Below are 20,554 nucleotides of genomic sequence, written 5' to 3'. Positions count from 1 at the left end.
CGCGCCATGCTGTGGGCCTGCATCGTGCTGCCGCACCTGGCGCTGGATACGCTCCTCCGCCGCCGACTGCCGGACGCCGAAGCGCCGCCGCTGGTGCTGATCGACGGGCCACTGCAGACACGCCACGTCCTCGACGCCGATGAGGCCGCGCGGGCGGGCGGCATCGCGCCCGGCCAGCCGCTGACCACCGCCCACGCCCTGCTCGCCCGCTTCGACGCGGTGGCCCACGACGTGGCACTCACCGCGCGCCAGCACGACCTGCTCGCCGCCTGGGCCTACCGCTACAGCGCCGAGGTGCTGCGCCTGCCCGGTGCGCTGGCGCTGGAGGTGCAGCGCAGCCAGCGGCTGTTCGGCCACTGGCCCGGCTTCGAAAAGAAGCTGCGCGACGACCTCGCCGCGATGGGCTTCCGCCATCGCCTGGCGCTGGCGCCCACGCCGCTGGCTGCACGCGCGCTGGCCGATGCCGCCGACGGTGCCGCGCTGACCGAACCCGGCCAGCTCCGCGCGCAGCTGGCGAAGCTGCCGCTGGTCCACGCCCAGCTCCCCGACGACCTGCACGAAGCCTTCGCCCGCATGGGCGTGCATCGCCTCGGCGCCCTGCTCGCGCTGCCGCGCGCCGGCCTGCGCCGCCGCTTCGGCGCCGCCCTGCTGGAGCACCTGGACGACCTGCTCGGCGAGCGCCCGATTCCGCGGCCGCGCTACCTGCCGCCAGACCGTTTCGACGCACGCATCGCCTTCAACTTCGACGTGGAGAACCTCGCCGCACTGGCTTTCCCGCTGCGCCGTCTCACCGGCGACCTGGCCACGTTCCTGGCCGGCCGCGATGGCGGCGTGCAGCGTTTCGTGCTCAGCCTGGGCCATCGTGGCCAGGCACCGACGCGGGTAGTGATCGGCCTGCTGCAGCCCGAGCGCGAAGCCGGAGCGCTGTTCGAATCGGCACGCAGCCGGCTGGAGCGCATCGTGCTGGCGCGCCCGGTGGAATGGCTGCGCCTGCGCGCCGACGAGCTGCCACCGTTCGTGCCCGGTGGCCGCGACCTGTTCGACTTGCGTCCCGAACACGCCCTGCCGCTGGCGCAATTGCAGGAACGGCTGCGCGCCCGCCTCGGCGACGACGCCGTGTACCGGCTGGAGGCCACTCCCGATCCGCGCCCGGAACACGCCCAGCGCATCGCTGACGACGCCGGCCGCGCCGCTGTGCCGACCACGCTGCCGCGCCCGACCTGGCTGCTGCCGCAGCCGGTGCCGCTACGCACCCACGGCCTGCGCGTGCTCGCCGGCCCCGAGCGCATCGAGAGCGGCTGGTGGGACGGCGGCGACCTGCGCCGCGACTACTACGTGCTGGAAACCGCCGAAGGCCAGCGCGCCTGGGCGTTCTGCCCCGCCGGCGAACGACCGGATGCGCTCGCCGGCTGGATGCTGCACGGGTGGTTCGCATGAACCAGAGCGAGCGGCCACAACTGCGCGTCGTCGCGACGGGCGACGATCCTGCTGCCGAGCCGGCTCAACCGGAAACACCCGCCGCGCCCGAGCCCCCCGGCTACGCCGAGCTGCACTGCCTGTCGCCCTACTCCTTCCAGCGCGGCGCCTCGCACGCGGAGGAACTGTTCGCCCGCGCGCAGGCGCTGGGCTACACCGCGCTGGCGATCACCGACGAATGCTCGATGGCCGGCATCGTCCAGGCGCTGCGCGCGCAGGACGCCACCCGCCCCACCGAGGATGACCCGCCCGCCGTGCGGTTGATCGTCGGCGCCGAATTCCGCCTCGCCGACGGCCCCAAGCTGGTGCTGCTGTGCGAGGACCACGCCGGCTACACCCGGCTGTGCCGGCTGATCACCCTGGGCCGGCGCCGCGCCGGCAAGGGCGCCTACCACCTCGTGCGCGAGGATCTGGCCGACGGCCTGCCCGGCACCCTGGCGCTGTGGCTTCCGGATGCCACCCCCGATGCCGACCACGGTCGGTGGATGGCCGACACCTTCGCCGACCACTGCTGGCTGGCGGTGGAACTGCACCACGGCCCGGACGACGCCGAGCGCCTGCAGACGCTCACCGCACTGGCCGACACGCTGAGCCTGCCACTGGTCGCCAGCGGCGACGTGCACATGCACGTGCGCAGCCGCCGCGCCCTGCAGGACACGCTCACCGCGATCCGCCACCGCAGCAGCGTGGCCGAAGTCGGCGACAAGCTGTTCCCCAACGGCGAGCGCCACCTGCGCCGGCGCGAGGTGCTGGCGGCGAACTACCCCGCCGCACTGATGATCGAGAGCCTGCACATCGCCGCGCGCTGCACTTTCGACCTGCGCAGCCTCCATTACCGCTACCCGAAGGAACTGGTGCCCGAAGGCCACACCGCCGCCTCGTGGCTGCGCCAGCTCACCGAGCAGGGCATCCGCTGGCGCTGGCCGGGCGGCGAGACGCCGGCGGTACGCGCGCGCATCGAGCACGAGCTCAAGCTGATCCGCCAGCTCGACTACGAGGCCTACTTCCTCACCGTGGCGGACATCGTCCGCTTCGCCCGCAGCCGGGACATCCTCTGCCAGGGCCGCGGCTCGGCGGCCAACTCGGCGGTGTGCTTCGCGCTCGGCGTCACCGAGGTCAATCCCGACAAGATCGATCTGCTGACCGAGCGCTTCATCTCGGTCGAGCGCCGCGAGCCGCCCGACATCGACGTCGACTTCGAGCACGAACGCCGCGAGGAGGTGATCCAGTACATCTATCGCAAATACGGCCGCGAACGCGCCGCGCTGGCCGCCACGGTGATCCGCTACCGCGGCAAGAGCGCGGTGCGCGACGTGGCCCGCGCGCTGGGCCTGCCGATGGACCAGGTGAACGCGCTCAGCCGGATCTTCGGTCGCGGCCTCGGCGACACGCCGCTGCCGGTGCTGCTGCGCGAGGGCGGCTTCGATCCGGACAGCCCGCTGATCCGCCGCGTGATGCACCTGACCCGCCTGCTGGTCGACTTCCCGCGGCATCTCTCGCAGCACGTCGGCGGCTTCGTCATCAGCGACGCCGCGCTGGACAGCCTGGTGCCGGTGGAGAACGCGGCGATGGAAAACCGCACCGTGATCCAGTGGGAGAAGGATGATCTGGAATACATGCGCATGCTCAAGGTCGACTGCCTCGCGCTGGGCATGCTCACCTGCCTGCACAAGTGCCTGGACCTGCTGCGCGCGCATCGCAACCAGTGCGGCGACCGCGATTTCGCCACCCTCGCCTCGCTGCCGCAGGAGGACGAGGCCACGTATGAAATGATCCGCCGTGCCGAGACCGTCGGCGTGTTCCAGATCGAGAGCCGCGCGCAGATGGCGATGCTGCCGCGACTGCGTCCGCGCACCTTCTACGACCTGGTGATCCAGGTGGCGATCGTCCGGCCCGGACCGATCCAGGGCAACATGGTGCACCCCTATCTGGAACGCCGGCACGGCCGCGGCCCGAAGATGCCGCACCACCCCAGCGTGGCATCGATCTTCACCAAGACCGAGGGCGTGCCGCTGTTCCAGGAACAGGTGATGAAGCTGGCCATTGTCGCGGCCGACTACACCCCGGGCGAAGCCGACCAGTTGCGCCGCTCGATGGCCGCCTGGAAACGCCACGGCGGCATGGAGCCGCACCGCCTGCGCATCACCGCCGGCCTGCTGAAGCTGGGCTACACGGACGAGTTCGCCGCGCAGCTGTTCGAGCAGATCAAGGGCTTCGGCTCCTACGGCTTTCCCGAATCGCACGCGGCCAGCTTCGCCAACCTGGTCTACGTGAGCTGCTGGCTGAAAAGGCACGAACCGGCCGCCTTCGCCTGCGCCCTGCTGAACTCGCAGCCGATGGGCTTCTACGGACCCAGCCAGATCGTGCAGGAGCTGCGCCGCGTCGGTCGGGTCACCGTGCATCCGGTCGACGTGCGCCACAGCGACTGGGACTGCACGCTGGAGGACGATCCGCACGCCCCACGCAGGCAGCCGGCGCTGAGGCTGGGCCTGCGCATGATCGCCGGCTTCAGTGAGGCGGCGGCGAAAGCCCTGGTGGCCGCACGCGACCAGCACCCCTTCCGCGATGCCGAAGACCTGTGCCTGCGCGCCGACCTCAGCCGTCCGCAACGCGAAGCGCTGGCCGAAGCCGGCGCGCTGCGTGGACTGGCCGGGCATCGTCACCGCGCCCGCTGGGCGGTCACCGGCATCCAGGCCCAGCTGCCGCTGTTCGAAGGCCAGGCCAGCGGCGAGGACGCCATCGTGCTGCCCCCGCCTACCCGCGCCGAGGACACCGCGGCCGACTACGCCCGCACCGGCCTCACACTGGGTGCGCACCCGCTGCGGCAACTGCGCGCGCAACTGCGCGCCCGCCGCTGCCGCGACTCGCGCGAGCTGGAACAGGCTCGCCACGGCAGCGCCGTGCGCACCGCAGGCCTGGTCACCACCCGGCAACAACCCGGCACCGCCAGCGGCGTCATCTTCGTCACCATGGAAGACGAGCACGGGCCGATCAACGTGATCGTCTGGCGGCACATCGCCGAACAGCAGCGCCGTGCGCTGATCGGCTCGCGCCTGCTGATGGTCGACGGCCAGTGGCAGCATGTCGATGGCGTCCGCCACCTGCTGGCCCACCGCCTGACCGACCTCAGCGAAGTGCTCGGCGCACTGGCAACAAGCTCGCGCGACTTCCACTGACGGTCGGCGGCACGACCGGGAAAAGCGCGCCGGATGAGGTGTGCCCGGAGCGGGGATCGAACCCGCATGGCCTTGCGGCCGAGGGATTTTAAGTCCCTTGCGTATACCAGTTTCGCCATCCGGGCCCGGAGGCTGGCATCGCGGCAATGCGCGACGAGGCCGGATCGTAGCACGCGGGTCCGGCGCGGCCCGCGTGCCGGCCGGGCACAAAAAAGCCCGCGCGGAGCGGGCCTGGAGGGACAGCGGATCGTCCCGAAAAACGATGGAGGCCTGGGTCGGAATCGAACCGGCGTACGCGGATTTGCAGTCCGCTGCATGACCACTCTGCCACCAGGCCATCGCTTCAAAAAACAAAACCCCGGAAGCCCGAGGTTTTGCCGAAGATGGAGCGGGAAACGAGACTCGAACTCGCGACCCCGACCTTGGCAAGGTCGTGCTCTACCAACTGAGCTATTCCCGCGTCTGAGCCCGAAATGATAGCAGAAGGATGACAGATGGGAAGAGGTTTCTTTACGGCGTTCGCCACATCCCGGCGGACACCGTCGCTTCCATCCGCCAGGCCCGGAAACGACGAAGCCCCGGTCGGGACCGGGGCTTCGCACGATGCAATCTGGAGCGGGAAACGAGACTCGAACTCGCGACCCCGACCTTGGCAAGGTCGTGCTCTACCAACTGAGCTATTCCCGCATTGGAGTCGCGCATTCTAGCGTGAGATCGCGACCCGTCAACCCCTCTTCTTCATGAATCGTCACCGGAGGACGGTGGGCGCGACAGGTCGCCGCTCAGGGCCGGCCAGGCGGCGCGCACGTAGTACAGGCCCGACCAGATGGTGAGCACGCCCGCGGCCACCAGCAGGAACTCGCCGACGTGGTACAGGCGTAGCGTCTCGGCATCGTGCTGCACGATCAGCACGGTGAGCGCGACCATCTGCATCGCCGTCTTCAGCTTGCCGATGAAGGCCACCTTCACCGCCGCGCGCATGCCGATCTCGGCCATCCACTCGCGCAGCGCGGAAATGCTGATCTCGCGCCCGACGATGATCGCCGCGGTCACCGCCATCACCACGCCGAACCAGTCGTGGTTGGGAACCGCCGCACCGTAGTGCGATTCCACCACGCGATGGTGCGACTCCACCAGGAGGAACAGCGTGATCGCCACCATCAGCTTGTCCGCCACCGGGTCGAGGAATGCGCCGAAGGCCGAAGTCATGTTCAGGCGGCGGGCCAGGTAGCCGTCCAGCCAGTCTGTGACCGCCGCGAGCAGGAACACGACCGCCGCCACGATGTTGTGCCCCCGGAACGGCAGGTAGAACGCAACCACCATCACCGGCAACAGCGCGACACGGAACAGGGTGAGCCAGGTGGGCAGGTTGATACGCATCAGGTGCTCGGTTCCTCGGATGTGGCTTCGCCAAGTGTCGCACGTTGCCGGGTAGCGGCGCCCGGCCGATCGATGCTCAGGGATGCATGGCCGCGTAGATGCGCTCGGCCAGGCCTCGATCGATACCCTTGATCCGCATCAATTCCTCGACGCCGGCGGCCTCGACGCCGGCGAGCCCGCCGAAGGCCTTGAGCAACGCACTGCGTCGACGCGCGCCCACCCCCGGCACGTCCTCCAGGACACTGCGCTCGCGCGCCTTCTCGCGCCGCTTGCGATGACCGCTGATGGCGAAACGGTGCGCCTCGTCGCGCACGGCCGCAACCAGGTGCAGCGCCGGCGAAGCCGCTCCCGGGTGGATTTCGCGCCCCAGATCGGCCAGCACCAGGGTTTCCTCACCCGCGCGCCGACCCGGGCCCTTGGCCACGCCGACCACGGTGATACCGGCGACGCCCAGCTCGCGCAGCACATCCAGCGCCTGCGCCACCTGCCCGCCACCACCGTCGATCAGCAGCACGTCCGGTTTCGCCCCCTCGCCCTCGGCCACCTTGCGGAAGCGCCGGGTCAGCGCCTGGTGCATGGCGGCGTAGTCGTCGCCGGGAGTGATCCCGGTGATGTTGAAACGGCGGTAGTGCGACTTGTCCGGTCCTTCCGGCCCGAACACCACGCAGGAGGCCACGGTCAATTCGCCACGGGTGTGGCTGATGTCGAAGCACTCGATGCGTTTCGGTGGTTCGTCCAGTTCCAGCAGCTTCTGCAGGTCGTCGAAGCGCGTGCCCAGGGTCTGCCGGCTGGCCAGTCGCTGGGTCAACGAAGCCTGCGCGTTGCGCTGGGCCAGCTGAAGGAACTGGGCGCGGTCGCCGCGCACGCGATGTTTGATCTCCACCGCATGCCCGCTCTGCTCGGCCAGCACCTCGGCCAGCACGTCCTGGTCGGGCATCTCCTCGCCGACAATCAACTCGCGCGGCACAGGTCGATCCAGGTAGTACTGCGCCACGAACTGCGCCAGCAGGTCGCCCGGCTCGGCATCCAGCGGCAGGCGCGGGAAGAAATCGCGTGTGCCCAGGCTGATGCCGTTGCGGAAGAACAGCACGCTGACACAGGCCAGCCCCGATTCGATGCGGCAGGCGATCACGTCCATGTCCGCGCTGGCACCGTGCACGTGGTGCTGGGCCTGCAGCTTGCGCAACGCGGCGACCTGATCCCGCAGCACCGCCGCGCGCTCGAAGTTCAGCTGGGCGCTGGCCTGCTCCATCGAGGCGGCCAGTTCGTCGATCACCGCACTGGAGCGCCCCTCGAGGAACATCTCGGCGTGCCGTACGTCGGCACGGTAATCGTCGACGCTGATCAGTCCCACGCACGGCGCTGTGCAACGACCGATCTGGTGCTGCAGGCAGGGTCGCGACCGATTGCGGAAATAGCTGTCCTCGCACTGCCGTACCTGGAACAGCTTCTGCATCAGGCTGAGGCTCTCACGTACGGCGAACGCGCTGGGATACGGCCCGAAGAAGCGCCCCGGCAGGTTGCGCGCCCCGCGGTGGAAGGCCAGCCGCGGGTAATCCTCGCTCCCCGACAGGTAGACGTACGGATAACTCTTGTCGTCGCGCAACATGATGTTGTAGCGCGGCTTGAGCGACTTGATCAGCTGCGATTCCAGCAGCAGTGCCTCGCCCGCGGTACGGGTCACCGTGGTCTCGCAACGGGCGATCTGCGAGATCATCGAGGCGATCCGCGGCTCCATCCGCGGCTTGAGGAAATAGCTGCCGACCCGCTTCTTCAGGTTGGCGGCCTTGCCGACGTAGAGCAGCTCTCCGTCCGCGTCGAAATAGCGATAGACGCCGGGCGAAGTGGAAAGGGTGCGGACGAAGGCCTTGCCGTCGAAGGCCGGCTCGGAAGCGGGAGACATGGGTCGGGATTGTAGCGGCAGGCAGGTGAATTGCCGCCGCCCGGAACCGGCGTATCAGCCGCCCAGCCGGGCCAGCAGGCCGTCGGCGCCGCGCTCGGCCAGCGCGACCACGTAACGGAAATCCTCCGGCCCGCCGTAGTAGGGGTCGGGCACCTCGACCACGCCCTCAACCCCGGCGGTGGGCAGGAACAGGCCCAGCTTGTCGCGCAATGCCGGCGGGCAGCGCGCGGTGAGGTCGCGCAGGTTGGCCAGGTCCATCCCCAGCACGCGATCGAAGCGCTGGAAGTCGCCCGCCTCGATCTGCCGCGCGCGGTGACCGGACAGGTCGTAGCCGGCTTCGCGCGCCGCCTCGCGCATGCGCGCGTCGGCGCGATGCCCCACGTGCCAGCCGCCGGTACCGCAGGATTCGACCACCAACGATCGACCGGCCGCGGCGAAGCGGTGGCGCACCACCTCGGCCACCACCGGCGAGCGGCAGATATTGCCGAGGCAGACGATCAGCAGGCCGCCACGGTCGCCGCTCACGCCTGCTCCGCCAGCCAGCGCTCGGCGCGCTGAAGGTCCGCTTCGGTGTCGATGCCAGGCGGGAACGGCTCGGGGGTCAGACGTACCGCGATCGTATGGCCGTGTTCCAGCACGCGCAGCTGTTCCAGCGACTCGGCCTGCTCGAGCGGCGTGCGGGTCAGGCCGGTGTACTGGCGCAGGAAGCCCGCACGATAGGCGTAGATGCCGATATGGCGCAGGAACGGCACGTCGACCGGCAAGGCATCCCGGCTTGCCGCGAACGCATCGCGTGCCCACGGCAGCGGCGCCCGGCTGAAATACAGCGCGCGGCCGCGCGCGTCGCGCACCAGCTTCACCACATTGGGATCGAACAGCTCGTGTGCGTCGGTGACCGGCGCGGCCAGGGTCGCCATCGGTGCGTCGTCCTCGGCCAGCGCGCGCGCCACCTCACGAATGCCGGCCGCCGGCGCGAACGGCTCGTCGCCCTGCAGGTTCACCACGATGGCGTCGTCGGCCCAGCCATAGTGCGCGGCGCACTCGGCCAGCCGGTCGCTGCCGGACGCATGGTCGGCGCGGGTCATGCACACGTCCACGCCCTGCCCCTTGAGCGCCGAGGCGATGCGCTCGTCGTCCACCGCCACCACCACCTGGCCGGCCCCGGCCTGCAGCGCGCGCTGCGCCACGCGAACCACCATCGGCACGCCGGCAATGGCGCGCAACGGCTTGGCCGGCAGGCGGGTGGAGCCGTAGCGAGCCGGAATGGCGACGATGAAATCAGGACAGGACATGGCGACCTCGATCACGGGCCTGGAAGCCTAACCCGCAGGCCGCGCTCGTGTGTAGGAGCGCACCCTGTGCGCGATGTTTCTTGTCGCGTTGTCGCGCACAGGGTGCGCTCCTACGGGACCACGCCAAGGTCGAAACCGCACCCATTGGCCAGTTCCATGAAGCCGGGGAACGAGGTGGCCACGTTGGCGCAGTCGCCGATGCGGATCGGGCCGCCGGCAACCAGGCCGGCGACGGCAAAGCTCATCGCGATGCGGTGGTCACCGTGGCTGTCGATACTCCCGCCGCCGATCGGTCCGCCGTGGATGGTGGCTCCATCGGGCCGCTCCTCGATCCGCACACCCAGCGCCTGCAGGCCGGCGGCCATGCTGGCCAGGCGATCGGACTCCTTCACCCGCAGCTCGGCCGCGCCGCTTACCACGGTGACTCCCTCGGCCACGGCTGCGGCCACGAACAGTGCGGGGAATTCGTCGATCATGTCCGGCACCAGCGCCTCGGGCAGCTCGATGCCGTGCAGTGGTGCATACCGCACCACCAGGTCGCCGACCGGCTCGCCACCGCTCTCGCCCTTGTTCTCGACGCGGATGTCGGCGCCCATCAGGCGCAACGCCTGCAGCAGGCCGGTGCGTCGCGGGTTCAGGCCCACCGCCGGCAGGCGCAGCTCGGCGCCAGGCACGATGCTGGCGGCGACCAGGAAGAACGCCGCCGAGGAGAAATCGGCCGGCACGCGCACGTCGGTGGCGCGCAGGGCATGGCCGCCGCTCAACTTCGCACGCCCCGGCGAAAACTCGATCGGCCAGCCGAACGCGGCGAGCATCCGCTCGGTGTAGTCGCGGGTCGGATGCGGCTCGATCACCTCGGTCTCGCCTTCGGCATAAAGGCCGGCCAGCAACAGGGCCGACTTCACCTGGGCGCTGGCCACCGGCAAGGTGTACCGGATGCCGCGCAGCGGCTGGCCGCCATGGACGTGCAACGGCGGCAGGCCCTCCTGGCTGTCGATGCGGGCACCCATCTTGGCCAGCGGATCGGTGACCCGGCGCATCGGCCGCCGGGAAAGCGATTCGTCGCCGACCAGGGTGCTGTCGAAGGCCTGGCCGGCCAGCAGGCCGGTGAGCAGGCGCATGCCGGTGCCGGCGTTGCCGCAGTCCAGCGCAGCGGCGGCGGCACGCAGGCCGTGCAGGCCCACGCCGTGCACGACCCGCTCGCCATTGGCCAGCGCGTCGATGCGCACGCCGAGCTGCTGCATGACCGCGGCGGTGGCACGGGTGTCCTCGCCTTCGAGGAAGCCATGGATATGCGATACACCCTCGGCGAGGGCGCCGAGCATCATCGCGCGATGCGACACCGACTTGTCGCCGGGCACGCGCACGACACCATTCAACGGACCGGCCGGGCGGCTGGTCCAGTCCACACGCTGGCCCCCGCTCATGGCAGGGCGACCGGGTAGGAACCGAGCACCCGCAGGCTGGCCACACTCGGGCGGATCTCCGCCACGGCCTCCTTCAGGTTGCCCTCGTCGATATGGCCGGACACGTCGATGAAGAACGCGTACTGCCACTTGCCGGTATGGGCCGGGCGCGACTCGATGCGGTTGAGGCTCACACCGTGCTTGGCGAACGGACTCAGCACGTCGTAAAGCGCGCCGGGCTTGTCATTTACCGTGACCAGCAGCGAGGTGCGATCGTTGCCCGACGGCGGAAACAGCGAACGGCCGATCACCAGGAAGCGCGTGGTGTTGTCGGCGCGGTCCTCGATCGCCTTGGCGACGGTCTTCAATCCGTAGATCTTGCCGGCGCTCTCGCCGGCGATGGCCGCCGCCTGCTCGTCGGCGCGCGCCATCCGGGCGGCCTCGGCATTGCTGCTGACCGCGGTGCATTCCACTCCCGGCAGGTTCAGCCGCAACCAGGTCTTGCACTGCTGCAACGACTGCGCGTGGGCATAGACATGCTTCACATCGGCAAGATTGCCGCTGAGCGAGTGCAGGCACTGGTGCACGCGCAGCTCCACCTCGCCGCAGATGGTGGCTTCCGAAGTCAGGAACATGTCCAGGGTGACCTGGATCATGCCCTGCCCGGAGTTCTCCACCGGCACCACGCCGAAGTCGGCATGGCCCGCGGCCACCTCCTGGAACACCTCCTCGATGCTGCCCAGCGGCAAGGCGTAAGCGGCGTGGCCGAAGTGCTTGCGCACCGCCTGCTCGCTGAAAGTGCCTTCCGGGCCCAGAAAACCGATCTTCAGAGGGTCTTCCTGCGCCAGGCAGGACGACATGATCTCGCGGAACAGCCGCACCATCTCGGTGTCCGACAGCGGCCCGTTGTTGCGGTCCACCACCATGCGCAGCACGTGGGCCTCGCGTTCGGGGCGGTAATAGTCGATCGCCGACAGGCCTTCGCCCTTCACCCTGGCCACCTCGCGAGCGCGCTCGGCACGCTCGGCGATCAGCTCCTGGATCTGTCGGTCGATGCTGTCGATGCGCTCGCGCACCTCGCTCAGCGGGTTCTTCGAATCAGCCATGCAACACAACCTGGATGGATAGACGTCCAAACATCGGGACCGACATGGTGCCTGAAAGCGCGCCGGAGCGCCTTGGTTTCATCCGTGACGATCGGCGAAATCGCGCATGAAGGAAACCAGCGCCTGCGCCGCCTCCAGCGGCACCGCGTTGTACAGCGAGGCCCGCATGCCGCCGACCGCCTTGTGGCCCTTCAGCGCGATCAGCCCGGCGGCCTCCGATTCCTTCAGGAAATCCGCATCCAGCGCGCTGTCGTGCAGGGTGAACGGCACATTCATGCGCGAGCGGGCGGCCGGGTCGACCGGATTGGCGTAGAAGCCGCCCGAGCCGTCGATCGCCTGGTACAGCAGGCCCGCCTTGGCGCGGTTCTGTTCGGCCATCGCCGAGACACCGCCCTTCGCCTTGAGCCACTTGAAGGTGAGCCCGGCGAGATACCAGCCCCAGGTGTTGGGCGTGTTAAGCATCGAGTCCTGCGCGGCATGTTCGGCGTAGCGCAGGATCTTGGCCATCGGCCGGCCCTGCCGCGCCAGCAGGTCGCTGCGCACGACCATGACCACCAGGCCCGACGGCCCGATGTTCTTCTGTGCACCGGCATAGATCAGGCCGAAGCGCGAGACGTCGAGCGGCGCCGAAAGGATGTTCGAGGACATGTCCGCCACCAGCGGCACCTCGCCCACGTCAGGGACGTCGGTGAACTCCACGCCATGGATGGTTTCGTTCGGCGTGTAGTGCACATAGGACGCGCCCGGGTCGAGCTGCCAGGTTTTGCGCGGCGGAAGGCTGCGGAAATCATCACCCGCCCCGGTGGCGGCGATGTTCACCTTCACATAGGGCATCGCCTCGCGCACCGCCTTCTCACCCCAGTGGCCGGTGACCACATAGTCGGCGCGGTCGTTCGGGCCGGCGAAGTTCATCGGGATCTGTGCGAAGTGCTGGGTTGCTCCGCCCTGCATGAAAAGCACGGAGTAATCGACGGGAATCGCCATCAACGCGCGCAGGTCCGCTTCGGCTTCGGCCGCCATCGCAATGAATCGCTTGCCGCGATGGGATTGCTCCATCACCGACATGCCCGAGCCGTTCCAGTCCAGCAGCTCGCGCTGCGCCTGTTCGAGCACTTCGCGCGGCAACGCCGCCGGGCCCGCACTGAAATTCCACACTTGGCTCACTGACCGCTCTCTCCCGATGGACCACCGCATTATGGCGCGGCGCAACAAGCCGGCGTCAATGCATGGGGCTACAGGCGGACCAACAGCACCAGGGCGATACCGAGCGCGAGCACCGCTGCCGTAACGATCAGCCACCAGACCTCGCCGCGCGGGCCGGCCTGCTCTTCCGGCAGGAGGTCGCGGGGCCCGCCCGCCAAGGGCAATTCAGGCTCGGGCTGCATCCCCGGGGCATCGACGACGAAGCGGTGCGTCGCCAGCCCGAGCTGGTCGCCGGGCTGAAGCGCGAGGCCGGTTGTCTCGACCCCGTTGACGCGCAGTGGGTAGCGCGCCGAGCGCTGCTCCAACTGGAGTCGCAGCATGCCATCGGCCCAGGACAGGCTGACCGCAGCGGATTCCCCCTGGGGCAACTCCAGGGGGGGAGCCGACGTCGGCCCCAGTTCCAGACGATTGCGCAGCGGCAAGACACGTCCGGACAGCGGCCCCGCTACGGCGCGCAGGGCGACCGGACAACGGCTGGACTCGGGAACGCGCAGCGGCTCGCGCGAGGCCGGATCGCCGTTTTCCCGGATCAGCATCCGGCAGTCGCCCACGCTGAGGACGTCGCCAGCACGGAGCATTGCCCGTTCACGCACCGGTCGGGCATTCAGGTAGATGCGACTGGCCCCCGGCAGGACCTGCAGCAGGCAGCCGCGCTCGTCCCTGCGCAATTCCAGGTGATGAGGCGCGGCCTGGTGCGCGCCCAGTACGACCGTATTGTCAGGCGCGCTGCCGACCGTGAGGACGGGGGCCTCCCATGGAATGTCTTCGCGGGCCGCGTGGGGAAACTCGATGCGCATCTGTGAACCAGTCGACGAACGCCGGGACTCTAGCAGAAGCCGGAGCGCCCACCGCAGCGCCGCCAGCACGTGGGGCGTGACAGCACCTGCCCCCTGCCCGACAATCCCCCAATGCCTTCCATCGACTTGCGCCAACCCCACCAGCTCCCCATTGCCGAAGCCCGCGCCCGGGTCGACCGGGTCGCTGCCCGCATGCGGGAGAAATTCGATATGGACAGCCGCTGGGACGGCGACACCCTGCGCTTCTCGCGTTCCGGCGTGAAAGGCAGCATTGCGGTGGCCGCGAACGAGGTGACCGTGCACGCCGAGCTCGGGCTGATGCTGTCGCCGCTCAAGGGCATGGTCGAGGACGAGATCCGGCGCAAGCTGGCAGAGCATCTCGCCTGACGAATCTTTAACCAGGGACGCCGACGTGGCATACTCGTCGGCTTACGCGGCCACAACGGTCCGCGATCGAACGACGGAAAGCATGGCCAAAGACGACGTCATCGAGATGGAAGGCACGGTCCAGGAGACCCTGCCCAACACCATGTTCCGGGTGCAGCTGGAGAACGGGCACGTGATCATCGCCCACATCTCCGGCCGCATGCGCAAGCACTACATCCGCATCCTCACCGGCGACAAGGTGAAGGTGGAGATGACCCCGTACGACCTGACCAAGGGTCGTATCACCTACCGCATGAAGTAAGCCACTCCCGGCCGCGGCTGCACCGGCGCCGCGCGGGCAAGAAAAAGGCGACGCCGCGGCGTCGCCTTTTTTCGTGTCCGGAGCCCGGGCGGCCAGGGCCGCCCGGGCCTCGGACTCACTCCACCACGGCCGGCAGCTTCTCGGCCGACTCGGTATCCACGGTGAGCTCGCCGTCACGTACGCCCAGGCGCACCTTGCCGCCCTCGGCCAGCTTGCCGAACAGCAGCTCGTCGGCCAGCGCCCGCTTCACCCGCTCCTGGATCACCCGGGCCATCGGCCGGGCGCCCATCTGCGGGTCGAAACCGTGCTCGGCCAGCCAGCGGCGGGCATCGGCGTCCACATCCAGCGCGACGTGCTTCTCGGTGAGCTGTGCCTCCAGCTCGATCAGGAACTTGTCCACCACGCGCAGGATGTGGTCGAAGTCCAGCGAGTTGAACTGGATGATCGCGTCGAGGCGGTTGCGGAACTCCGGCGTGAACATGCGGCGGATCACCTCCATCGCATCGGTCGTGTGGTTCTGCTTGACGAAGCCGATGCCGCGACGCGACGCCTGCTGCGCGCCTGCGTTGGTGGTCATCACCACGATCACGTTCTTGAAGTTCGCCTCGCGCCCGTTGGTGTCGGTCAGCACGCCACGGTCCATCACCTGCAGCAGGATGTTGAACACGTCCGGGTGGGCTTTCTCGATCTCGTCCAGCAGCAACACGCAGTGCGGGTGCTTGGTGACCGCCTCGGTCAGCAGGCCGCCCTGGTCGAAGCCGACGTAGCCCGGAGGGGCGCCTACCAGCCGCGAGACCGAGTGCGCCTCCATGTATTCGGACATGTCGAAGCGGATCATCTCGATGCCGAGCTGCATGCCGAGCTGCTTGGTGACCTCGGTCTTGCCGACGCCGGTGGGGCCGGCCAGCAGGAAGCTGCCGATCGGCTTGGACGGGTCGGCCAGGCCGGAGCGCGCCATCTTGATCGACGCGGTGAGCGCCTCGATCGCCTGGTCCTGACCGAACACGACCATCTTCAGATTGCGTTCGAGGTTCTTCAGCACGTCGCGGTCGGAGGCCGAGACCTGCTTGGCCGGGATACGCGCCATCTTCGCCACGATGTACTCCACCTCGGAGACATCGATGGTGGCCTTGCGCTGCTCTTCCGGCAGCAGACGCTGGCGGGCACCGGCCTCGTCGATCACGTCGATCGCCTTGTCCGGCAGCAGCCGGTCCGGGATGTGCTTGACCGACAGGTCCACCGCGGCCTTCAGCGCCTCGTTGGTGTAGGCCACCGCATGGTGCTCCTCGAAGCGCGAGCGCAGGCCCTTGAGGATCTCGATGGAGTCGGCCACGGTGGGCTCGACCACGTCGATCTTCTGGAATCGGCGGGCCAGCGCGCGGTCCTTCTCGAAGATGCCGCGGAATTCCTGGAAGGTGGTCGAGCCGATACAGCGCAGCTCGCCCGAAGCCAGCATCGGCTTGATCAGGTTCGACGCGTCCATGGTGCCGCCCGAGGCCGAGCCGGCGCCGATGATGGTGTGGATCTCGTCGATGAACAGGATCGCGCCGGGCTGCTTCTTGAGTTGGCCGATCACGGCCTTCAGGCGCTTCTCGAAATCGCCGCGGTACTTGGTCCCGGCCACCAGTGCGCCGAGGTCGAGCGACCAGATGGTGGCGTCCTCGAGCACCTCCGGCACCTCGCCGTCGACGATGCGCTTGGCCAGGCCCTCGGCCAGCGCGGTCTTGCCCACGCCGGCTTCGCCGACGTAGAGCGGGTTGTTCTTGCGACGTCGGCACAGCACCTGGATGGTGCGTTCGATCTCGTCGGCCCGGCCGATCAGCGGATCGATCTTGCCCTCCAGCGCAAGCTCGTTGAGGTTGCTGGCGTACTCGGCCAGGGGGTTGCCCTTGCCCTCGCCCCCTTCCTCGCCCTCGCGCTCGCTGCCGGCGGGGCCGGCCGAAGGCTCTTCGCCGATCTTGGCGATGCCGTGCGAGATGTAGTTGACCACGTCCAGCCGGGTGATCTCCTGCTGGTGCAGGAAATAGACCGCGTGGGAATCCTTCTCGCCGAAGATCGCCACCAGTACGTTGGCACCGGTGACCTCTTTCCGGCCGGAGGACTGCACGTGGTAGACCGCCCGCTGCAGCACACGCTGGAAGCCCAGCGTCGGCTGGGTGTCGCGCTCGTCACCGTGCGGCAGCACGGGAACGGTCTCGGCAATGATCTTTTCGAGCTCGCTGGTAAGCCGCGGAATGTCGGCGCCGCAGGCACGCAAGGCGCCGGACGCGGACTGGTTGTCGGTAAGGGCAAGCAGCAGGTGCTCCACCGTCATGAATTCATGACGTTGTTCGCGCGCCTGCTTGTAGCACTGGCCGATGGTGACTTCGAGATCCTTGCTGAACATCCGGACCGTCTCCCGGTTATATGGCTGCGGCCTGAGGATGCCGCGATATCGCCAAAGTGGGGTCGCCTACAGCTTTTCCATAGTGCACAACAGCGGGTGCTGATGGGCACGTGAATATTCGTTCACCTGGGTGACTTTCGTCTCGGCCACCTCCCGGGTAAACACCCCGCACACACCCCGTCCGCGGGTGTGCACGTGGAGCATCACCTGCACCGCCTTCTCCTGGTCCATGGCGAAGAAACCGCGGAGCACCTCCACCACGAAGTCCATGGGAGTGAAATCGTCATTCATGAGCAGAACTTGATACAGCGGCGGCCGTGCCACCTCCGGACGTGAGGGTTCCAGCGCCAGCCCGTGTCCGGGGCTCTGCTCGTGTTCGGGTTGGTTTGCCATCAGGAAAATTGGGTCGCTTGCCGGTTGATACGGATTCTACGCCGCCGGGGATGCAGCTTTGGCGACGGGGACAGAGGTGATGGCACAATGAACGCTTTTCCAGTGCCGCAAGGCAAGCCGACATGTCCGCTTCCTCATCCTCGTCCGTGTGGTGCCCGCACGTCACCGTCGCCTGTGTGGTGGCGGACGGCGACCGCTACCTCATGGTGGAAGAGGAAGTCGGCGGCCGGCTGGCCTACAACCAGCCGGCCGGCCATCTCGACGACCACGAAAGCCTGCTCACCGCCGCGGCCCGCGAGACGCTGGAGGAGACCGGCTGGACAGTCGAGTTGCAGCACCTGATCGGCGTCCATCAATGGCGTAGCACCGAGCACGGTGATGGCGTGGTGCGATTCAGCTTCGCTGCGCGGCCGGTCGGTCACGATCCGGCCCGTCCGCTGGACACCGGCATCCGGCGCGCCTTGTGGCTGACCCGCGAGGAGATCGCAGCCCTCGGCGACCGCCTGCGCAGCCCGCTGGTGCTGCTGAGCATCGACGCCTGGCTGGCGGGCCAGCGCCTGCCACTGGCGACGGTGACCAGCCTGCTCGACGGGGATCGTTACCCGTGAAAGTGATGCTGGGCGTCTCCGGAGGGGTCGACTCGTCGGTCGCCGCCCTGGTACTGCAGCAGGCCGGCCACGCCGTCGAAGGCCTGTTCATGCAGAACTGGGAAGAGGACGAGCGCTCCGGGCCCTGCACCGCCGATGCCGACCGCAAGGACGCCCTGGGCGTATGCGGACGCCTCGGCATTCCGTTCCACACGCGCAACTTCGCCGCCGAGTACTGGGACGGCGTGTTCGAGCACTTCCTGGCCGAGTACCGCGCCGGCCGCACGCCGAATCCGGACGTGCTGTGCAACCGCGAGATCAAGTTCAAGACCTTTCTCGACGAGGCCCGCGCACTGGGCGCGGAGAAGATCGCCACCGGCCACTATGCACAGGTCGACCAGCGCGACGGCAGGTACCGGCTGCTCCGCGCCGCGGACCGGACCAAAGACCAGACCTACTTCCTGCATGCGATCGGCCAGGCCCAGCTCGCCGCCGCGCTGTTCCCGATCGGCCACCTGCCGAAAGAACAGGTGCGTGTCATGGCGCGGGAGGCCGGCCTGCCGACCCACGCCAAGAAGGACTCCACCGGCATCTGCTTCATCGGCGAACGCGATTTCCGCGAGTTCCTCGGCCAGTACATCCCGGCCCGGCCCGGCGCCATGCGCACTCCCGACGGAAGGGAGGTTGGAGAACACCAGGGGGTGATGTACTACACCCTCGGCCAGCGCCAGGGCCTGGGTATTGGCGGGCGCCACGGCGCCAGCGGCGAAGCCTGGTACGTGGTCGGCAAGGACGTGCCGGCAAACATCCTGTACGTGGCCCAAGGCGGCGAGAACCATTGGCTGCAGTCCACCCGGCTGATGGCCGACACCCCCCACTGGATCGCCGGCGAAGCGCCTGCCAGTCGCTTCCGCTGCACGGCCAAGACGCGCTACCGCCAAACCGACGTGGCCTGCGAGGTGCTGCTGCGGGACGAGCGGCTGGAGGTGCGTTTCGACGATCCCCAGCGCGCCGTCACGGCGGGGCAATCGGTGGTTTTCTATGACGGCGAGGCCTGCCTGGGGGGGGCGGTGATTGCCGTCACCGACGCTCCCTTTGGCGGCCTGCCCCCTGCCCTGTCGGAGTCGTGAGAAGTGGTCCCCAGCCTGTTTGCCATGAATGAAGAGCGCGTGCTCGCCCTTGCCGGTCTGTTCCAGGCCACCTCGCTCGCGCAGCAGCTGGCGAACCAGGGGCGCTGCGACGAGGCGGCATTCGAGACCAGCGTGGACAGCGTCTTCCGCATCGATGCCGATTCGGTCGTGGGCGTCTACGGTCGCACCTCGGCACTGCGGCTGGGGCTGCGCACCCTGATCGCCCAGCTGGAGGACAGCTCCAGCGACATGGCGGTGACCCGCATGGCGATCACCGTGATGCGACTGGAGCGCACCCTCGCCCGCCACGGCAATCTGCGCAACGACCTGCAGCAGGGACTGCTGGCCGCGCAGCGGCAGATCGACCACTTCGGCAGGTATTCGCCGCAGGTGATCGGCCGGCTGGCCGCGCTCTACGTATCCACGCTGTCCACGCTGAAGCCGCGCGTGATGGTCACCGGCAATCCCCAGATGCTGCGCCAGGAAGCCATCGTCGAGCGGGTGCGCACCAGCCTGCTGGCGGCCGTCCGCTCGGCGGTGCTGTGGCGGCAGGTCGGTGGCCGGCAGTGGCAGTTGCTACTGCATCGCAAGCAGTGCGCCATGCTCGCCCGCGGCCTGCTCACCGGCTCCACCCTGGACAACGGCTGAGACAGCGCTCCAATCGTTCAGTCCAACAGGCGCAGCCCGGGCCGGCGCCGGGCGATCTGCCGCAGCAGCTCGGCGAACGCGATCAGATCCTCGCCCCACGGCGAAGCCTCGCGTGAGTAAAGGGAGATATCCCGACCGGGCGCCGGCCCACGGATCTTGGCCAGGGTCACCGCCGCAATCGACGACAACCGGTCGCGCGCCAGCGCCGGTACCAGCGCATAGCCGCCGCGCAGCTCGACCAGTGCGGCAAGACTCTCCAGGCTCACGTCCTGTACCTGGCCGGCCTCGGCCACGCCGTCCTGGTGGTACTCGGCCATGACCGTGGCCTCGGCGGCGTCCAGCTGGTCGAGCGCCAGCGTCGACTTTCCGGCCAGCGGGTGATCAGCCCGCAGCATCACCTCCCATGGCTCGAAGAACAGCGGGCGACTCGCGATGCCGGCTGGCGACACCGCCGGCGGCGGCCCCAGCACGGCGTCCAGCTCACCCTCGTGCAGGCGCCGCAGCAACCCCTTCGGCTTGCCTTCGGACAGGCTGAGTCGGGTGCCGGGGAAATGCTGGGGGAACGGGGCAATCAGGTGCGGCAGCAGGTAGGGACCGAGCGACGCCGGCACGCCCAGCCGGAGCTCGCCACCGAAAGCCACCTCACCCGCACGGGCCGCCTGCTGCAGGTGTTCGGCGGCCGCCAGCACCGCATCGATCTGCTCCAGCAGGCGACGACCGCCCGCCGTGGGCACGATGCGCCGCCCCCCTCGTTCGAACAGCGGCGCCCCCAGCGCCTGCTCGACCTTCTGCACCTGGTGCGACAACCCCGACGGGCTGATGTGCATGGCACGTGCCGCGCTGTTGAAGCTGCCGTGGCGGCTGACCGCCTGGACCAGGGAGAGATCGCGCAACGAGACGACCGACAAGAGGCTGGAAATCATCCGGGTTCAGGGTTCCTCAGCGCCCGGGAGCAGGGCCTGCCCCCTTTGCGTGGCGGGAAG

General features: G+C 68.8%; 18 protein-coding genes and 4 tRNA genes. 7 read left to right on the top strand and 15 right to left on the bottom strand.

What is annotated here, in order from left to right; all coding sequences use genetic code 11:
* Positions 1 to 6 precede the first annotated feature (6 nt).
* Positions 7 to 1,437, top strand: a complete 1,431-nt coding sequence (locus ATSB10_RS03225; RefSeq protein WP_063670412.1) for a Y-family DNA polymerase — start codon at positions 7 to 9, stop codon at positions 1,435 to 1,437.
* Positions 1,434 to 4,652, top strand: a complete 3,219-nt coding sequence (locus ATSB10_RS03220) for an error-prone DNA polymerase (RefSeq protein WP_236886482.1) — start codon at positions 1,434 to 1,436, stop codon at positions 4,650 to 4,652. Before ATSB10_RS03225 ends, ATSB10_RS03220 begins: the two co-directional genes overlap by 4 nt.
* 41 nt (positions 4,653 to 4,693) lie before the next feature.
* On the opposite strand, the gene ATSB10_RS03215 is transcribed toward ATSB10_RS03220, so the two are convergent.
* The 12 genes from ATSB10_RS03215 to ATSB10_RS03160 form a co-directional block, all read right to left on the bottom strand.
* Positions 4,694 to 4,777: transfer RNA gene (locus tag ATSB10_RS03215), tRNA-Leu, on the bottom strand.
* Positions 4,778 to 4,915: 138 nt separating this feature from the next.
* Positions 4,916 to 4,989: transfer RNA gene (locus ATSB10_RS03210), tRNA-Cys, on the bottom strand.
* A 47-nt stretch (positions 4,990 to 5,036) separates the two neighbouring features.
* Positions 5,037 to 5,112: transfer RNA gene (locus tag ATSB10_RS03205), tRNA-Gly, on the bottom strand.
* 151 nt (positions 5,113 to 5,263) lie between these two features.
* Positions 5,264 to 5,339 (bottom strand) — tRNA-Gly (locus ATSB10_RS03200).
* A gap of 51 nt (positions 5,340 to 5,390) precedes the next feature.
* Positions 5,391 to 6,032: a CDP-alcohol phosphatidyltransferase family protein gene (locus tag ATSB10_RS03195; protein ID WP_063670410.1), complete on the bottom strand. Its 642-nt coding sequence runs from the start codon at positions 6,030 to 6,032 to the stop codon at positions 5,391 to 5,393.
* Positions 6,033 to 6,108: 76 nt separating this feature from the next.
* Positions 6,109 to 7,935, bottom strand: coding sequence for an excinuclease ABC subunit UvrC (gene uvrC, locus ATSB10_RS03190; protein ID WP_063670408.1), 1,827 nt, complete (start codon positions 7,933 to 7,935; stop codon positions 6,109 to 6,111).
* A 54-nt stretch (positions 7,936 to 7,989) separates the two neighbouring features.
* On the bottom strand, positions 7,990 to 8,460 hold the full coding sequence (locus ATSB10_RS03185) for a low molecular weight protein-tyrosine-phosphatase (protein WP_063670405.1): 471 nt from the start codon (positions 8,458 to 8,460) through the stop codon (positions 7,990 to 7,992).
* Positions 8,457 to 9,227: a 3-deoxy-manno-octulosonate cytidylyltransferase gene (kdsB, locus tag ATSB10_RS03180; protein WP_063674313.1), complete on the bottom strand. Its 771-nt coding sequence runs from the start codon at positions 9,225 to 9,227 to the stop codon at positions 8,457 to 8,459. The genes ATSB10_RS03185 and kdsB overlap by 4 nt, the downstream gene beginning before the upstream one ends.
* Before the next feature lie 110 nt (positions 9,228 to 9,337).
* Positions 9,338 to 10,654 (bottom strand): 3-phosphoshikimate 1-carboxyvinyltransferase, encoded by a 1,317-nt coding sequence (gene aroA / locus ATSB10_RS03175; protein ID WP_063670403.1) that lies wholly within the window; start codon positions 10,652 to 10,654, stop codon positions 9,338 to 9,340.
* A complete protein-coding gene (gene pheA / locus ATSB10_RS03170) occupies positions 10,651 to 11,739 on the bottom strand; it encodes a prephenate dehydratase (RefSeq protein ID WP_063670401.1) in 1,089 nt (362 codons plus the stop codon). The genes aroA and pheA overlap by 4 nt, the downstream gene beginning before the upstream one ends.
* A 78-nt stretch (positions 11,740 to 11,817) precedes the next feature.
* Positions 11,818 to 12,903, bottom strand: a complete 1,086-nt coding sequence (gene serC, locus ATSB10_RS03165; protein WP_063670400.1) for a 3-phosphoserine/phosphohydroxythreonine transaminase — start codon at positions 12,901 to 12,903, stop codon at positions 11,818 to 11,820.
* A 68-nt stretch (positions 12,904 to 12,971) separates the two neighbouring features.
* A complete protein-coding gene (locus tag ATSB10_RS03160) occupies positions 12,972 to 13,739 on the bottom strand; it encodes an FHA domain-containing protein (protein ID WP_063670399.1) in 768 nt (255 codons plus the stop codon).
* Between the two features lie 111 nt (positions 13,740 to 13,850).
* On the opposite strand from ATSB10_RS03160, the gene ATSB10_RS03155 reads away from it, so the two are divergent.
* Positions 13,851 to 14,126 (top strand): polyhydroxyalkanoic acid system family protein, encoded by a 276-nt coding sequence (locus ATSB10_RS03155; RefSeq protein WP_063670398.1) that lies wholly within the window; start codon positions 13,851 to 13,853, stop codon positions 14,124 to 14,126.
* Positions 14,127 to 14,208: 82 nt separating this feature from the next.
* Entirely contained in the window at positions 14,209 to 14,427 is a 219-nt protein-coding gene (gene infA / locus ATSB10_RS03150; RefSeq protein ID WP_014402653.1) for a translation initiation factor IF-1, read from the top strand.
* A gap of 115 nt (positions 14,428 to 14,542) precedes the next feature.
* Here infA and clpA read toward each other — a convergent pair whose 3' ends face one another.
* Positions 14,543 to 16,813, bottom strand: a complete 2,271-nt coding sequence (gene clpA, locus ATSB10_RS03145; protein ID WP_063670397.1) for an ATP-dependent Clp protease ATP-binding subunit ClpA — start codon at positions 16,811 to 16,813, stop codon at positions 14,543 to 14,545.
* Positions 16,814 to 16,879: 66 nt separating this feature from the next.
* Positions 16,880 to 17,206, bottom strand: coding sequence for an ATP-dependent Clp protease adapter ClpS (clpS, locus tag ATSB10_RS03140; RefSeq protein ID WP_026107461.1), 327 nt, complete (start codon positions 17,204 to 17,206; stop codon positions 16,880 to 16,882).
* Between the two features lie 122 nt (positions 17,207 to 17,328).
* Here clpS and ATSB10_RS03135 point away from each other — a divergent pair, with 122 nt between their 5' ends.
* Genes ATSB10_RS03135 through hflD form a run of 3 tightly spaced genes read left to right on the top strand, consistent with a single transcriptional unit; the run spans position 17,329 to position 19,571 of the window.
* Positions 17,329 to 17,814 carry an NUDIX hydrolase gene (locus ATSB10_RS03135; protein ID WP_063670395.1) on the top strand — a complete coding sequence of 162 codons (486 nt, stop codon included), beginning with the start codon at positions 17,329 to 17,331 and terminating at the stop codon, positions 17,812 to 17,814.
* The gene (gene mnmA / locus ATSB10_RS03130; protein WP_063670393.1) at positions 17,811 to 18,923 is read left to right on the top strand and encodes a tRNA 2-thiouridine(34) synthase MnmA; all 1,113 of its coding nucleotides are present in this window, start codon (positions 17,811 to 17,813) and stop codon (positions 18,921 to 18,923) included. The genes ATSB10_RS03135 and mnmA overlap by 4 nt, the downstream gene beginning before the upstream one ends.
* 24 nt (positions 18,924 to 18,947) lie before the next feature.
* Positions 18,948 to 19,571, top strand: coding sequence for a high frequency lysogenization protein HflD (gene hflD / locus ATSB10_RS03125; protein WP_063670392.1), 624 nt, complete (start codon positions 18,948 to 18,950; stop codon positions 19,569 to 19,571).
* A gap of 17 nt (positions 19,572 to 19,588) precedes the next feature.
* Here the strand turns inward: hflD and ATSB10_RS03120 are convergent, their stop codons facing one another.
* The gene (locus tag ATSB10_RS03120; protein WP_063670391.1) at positions 19,589 to 20,494 is read right to left on the bottom strand and encodes a LysR family transcriptional regulator; all 906 of its coding nucleotides are present in this window, start codon (positions 20,492 to 20,494) and stop codon (positions 19,589 to 19,591) included.
* Positions 20,495 to 20,554: the final 60 nt, after the last annotated feature.

It is taken from the genome of Dyella thiooxydans (genome assembly GCF_001641285.1).
GTDB classification, from domain to species: Bacteria; Pseudomonadota; Gammaproteobacteria; order Xanthomonadales; family Rhodanobacteraceae; genus Dyella_A; species Dyella_A thiooxydans.
The sequence above is the reverse complement of the archived record's forward strand: the minus strand, read 5'-3'. Positions and strand labels throughout refer to the sequence as shown.